Source organism: Ruegeria sp. SATB027 (genome assembly GCF_059613825.1).
Window position 1 is genome coordinate 2,501 of the sequence record NZ_JBXWTH010000092.1, and the last position, 3,689, is coordinate 6,189.

The 3,689-nt window shown below is 53.1% G+C and carries 1 tRNA gene and 2 rRNA genes; all 3 read left to right on the top strand.

Features of this window, described 5'->3' with window-relative positions:
• Nucleotides 1-370 precede the first annotated feature (370 nt).
• The 3 genes from AC2FPW_RS20995 to AC2FPW_RS21005 all read left to right on the top strand — a co-directional run bounded on the left by AC2FPW_RS20995 (nt 371) and on the right by AC2FPW_RS21005 (nt 3,685).
• A 23S ribosomal RNA gene (locus tag AC2FPW_RS20995) occupies nt 371-3,215 on the top strand.
• A 226-nt stretch (nt 3,216-3,441) separates the two neighbouring features.
• A 5S ribosomal RNA gene (rrf, locus tag AC2FPW_RS21000) occupies nt 3,442-3,556 on the top strand.
• 52 nt (nt 3,557-3,608) lie between these two features.
• A tRNA-Met gene (locus AC2FPW_RS21005) sits at nt 3,609-3,685 on the top strand.
• Nucleotides 3,686-3,689 lie beyond the last annotated feature (4 nt).

Sequence of the window (3,689 nt, forward strand, 5' to 3'; positions counted from 1 at the left end):
GAGTGTGGCACTGATCTCGGTCGTTTCCATCATCTGATGGACGGCACGGTTTGGGTCTAGCCGGCCTGTCTCGTGTATCGCGACTGAAAAGAACAGAGTTGTCCAAGTCAAATATACTAACCCGAGCGACCTGCGTTGATCAGCTGCACGGCTGGGAGACCATATGGGGTTGCTCAATTGTCCTCGTCCAAGTGGCGGGGGCGGGAAATGTATGTTTTTGGTTCAGAAGAACGATCGCCTTTAGTTACCAGCTGGGTGATCACGATCGACATAGTCGAAGCCTGCAGGCCGAAAGGCCGAAAGGCTTCACGCGCTCAAGTAGCCGAATAGGCGGTAGCGCAACATGTTATGTCTTTCTTTTTCTGGATCAAATCAAGCGCGAGAAGGGCGTTTGGTGAATGCCTTGGCAGCAAGAGGCGATGAAAGACGTGATACTCTGCGATAAGCCATGGGGAGCTGAGAATAAGCTTTGATCCATGGATTTCTGAATGGGGCAACCCACCTGAATGTTTGTTATTGTTGGCACAGCTGATCAATAATGAGCATGACCAGGTACTTAAGACCTGAATACATAGGGTTTTAAGAGCAAACCCGGGGAACTGAAACATCTAAGTACCCGGAGGAAAGGAAATCAATTGATACTCCCCTAGTAGTGGCGAGCGAACGGGGACCAGCCGAGCCGTGAGTGTGAATAGAACCTGTTGGGAAGCAGGACCATAGAGGGTGACAGTCCCGTATATGAAGCATGATCGGACGTATTAAGTAGGGCGGAACACGTGAAATTCTGTCTGAAGATCGGAGGACCACCTTCGAAGGCTAAGTACTCCTTGCTGACCGATAGCGAACCAGTACCGTGAGGGAAAGGTGAAAAGCACCCCGACGAGGGGAGTGAAACAGTACCTGAAACCGAACGCCTACAATCAGTCGGAGCCTCCTTGCGGGGTGACGGCGTACCTTTTGTATAATGGGTCATCGACTTGGTCTCACGAGCAAGCTTAAGCCGTTAGGTGTAGGCGTAGCGAAAGCGAGTCTTAATAGGGCGAATGAGTTCGTGGGATCAGACCCGAAACCGAGTGATCTAGGCATGGCCAGGTTGAAGGTAAGGTAACACTTACTGGAGGACCGAACCCACATCCGTTGAAAAGGATCGGGATGAGCTGTGCCTAGGGGTGAAAGGCCAATCAAACTCGGAGATAGCTGGTTCTCTGCGAAATCTATTTAGGTAGAGCGTCATCCGAATACCCCGGGGGGTAGAGCACTGGATGGGTAATGGGGCCCCACAGGCTTACTGATCCTAACCAAACTCCGAATACCCGGGAGTACTAGATGGCAGACACACTGCGGATGCTAACGTCCGTAGTGGAGAGGGAAACAACCCTGACCTACAGCTAAGGCCCCCAATTCATGGCTAAGTGGGAAAGCAGGTGGGACGACCAAAACAACCAGGAGGTTGGCTTAGAAGCAGCCATCCTTTAAAGATAGCGTAACAGCTCACTGGTCTAAATAAGTTGTCCTGCGGCGAAGATGTAACGGGGCTCAAGCCATGAGCCGAAGCTTAGGATGCCGTAAGGCATGGTAGCAGAGCGTAGTGTGACATAGAACTCATCCGTATTTGCATCTGTGTTGTGTAACAGCAGCGAGGTGTAATGACGGATCGAGTTCTTTCGATGAAGCCGGCCTGTGAGGGATCCGGTGGAGAGATCACTAGTGAGAATGATGACATGAGTAGCGACAAAGAGTGTGAGAGACACTCTCGCCGAAAGTCCAAGGGTTCCTGCTTAAAGCTAATCTGAGCAGGGTAAGCCGGCCCCTAAGCCGAGGCCGAAAGGCGTAGGCGATGGGAACTAGGTTAATATTCCTAGGCCAGGAGGATGTGACGGATCACAGGTGTAGTTCAATCTTATCGGATTGATTGGGCTGCTGAGTGGTTCCTGGAAATAGCCCTCCATCAGACCGTACCCTAAACCGACACAGGTGGACTGGTAGAGCATACCAAGGCGCTTGAGAGAACGATGTTGAAGGAACTCGGCAAAATACCTCCGTAAGTTCGCGAGAAGGAGGCCCGGTTCCTAGGCAACTAGGGGCTGGGGGCACAAACCAGGGGGTGGCGACTGTTTATTAAAAACACAGGGCTCTGCGAAGTCGCAAGACGACGTATAGGGTCTGACGCCTGCCCGGTGCCTGAAGGTTAAAAGGAGAGGTGAGAGCCTTGAATTGAAGCCCAGGTAAACGGCGGCCGTAACTATAACGGTCCTAAGGTAGCGAAATTCCTTGTCGGGTAAGTTCCGACCTGCACGAATGGCGTAACGACTTCCCCGCTGTCTCCAACATCGACTCAGCGAAATTGAATTGCCTGTCAAGATGCAGGCTTCCCGCGGTTAGACGGAAAGACCCCGTGCACCTTTACTACAGCTTCGCACTGGCATCAGGATTGTGATGTGCAGGATAGGTGGTAGGCTTTGAAGCAGGAACGCAAGTACCTGTGGAGCCTCCCTTGAGATACCACCCTTCGCACTCTTGATGTCTAACCGCGGTCCGTTATCCGGATCCGGGACCCTGCGTGGCGGGTAGTTTGACTGGGGCGGTCGCCTCCTAAAGCGTAACGGAGGCGCGCGAAGGTTGGCTCAGAGCGGTCGGAAATCGCTCGTTGAGTGCAATGGCAGAAGCCAGCCTGACTGCAAGACTGACAAGTCGAGCAGAGTCGAAAGACGGCCATAGTGATCCGGTGGTCCCGAGTGGAAGGGCCATCGCTCAACGGATAAAAGGTACGCCGGGGATAACAGGCTGATACTGCCCAAGAGTCCATATCGACGGCAGTGTTTGGCACCTCGATGTCGGCTCATCTCATCCTGGGGCTGGAGCAGGTCCCAAGGGTACGGCTGTTCGCCGTTTAAAGAGGTACGTGAGCTGGGTTTAGAACGTCGTGAGACAGTTCGGTCCCTATCTGCCGTGGGTGTAGGAGACTTGAGAGGAGTTGCCCCTAGTACGAGAGGACCGGGGTGAACGATCCACTGGTGGACCAGTTGTCGTGCCAACGGCAGTGCTGGGTAGCTATGATCGGACAGGATAACCGCTGAAGGCATCTAAGCGGGAAGCCCCCCTCAAAACAAGGTCTCCCTGAGGGCCGTGGAAGACCACCACGTCAATAGGCCGGAGATGTAAGCGCAGTAATGCGTTCAGTTGACCGGTACTAATCGCCCGATAGGCTTGATTTGATCCAGTAATGGAAAGACACCAACCGCCTCAAGTAGCGAAGCGGTAGGCGAAATCAAAAAGCCAAAAACATACACACCTTGAACATGGACAGCGCGTGCCAACGCAAACGGCACTGTTGATTGATTACACAACCGAGTGGCACCGCGCATTTGCTTCACAAATACGCTGCCTGCCACCCGTCGCTTTTTTGCTCCGCAAAAACAGCGACATGGGGATTTTCCTCGGTTTGGTGGTCATAGCGCAAGTGAAACACCCGGTCCCATCCCGAACCCGGAAGTTAAGCACTGCCGCGCCAATGGTACTTGGGCTTAAGCCCCGGGAGAGTAGGTCACCGCCAAACCTAGCAAAATCCCCAAATCTCTCTAAAACGATGAAAACAAATCTGACTCTGACGCGGGATGGAGCAGCCCGGTAGCTCGTCAGGCTCATAACCTGAAGGTCGTAGGTTCAAATCCTACTCCCGCAACCAATAC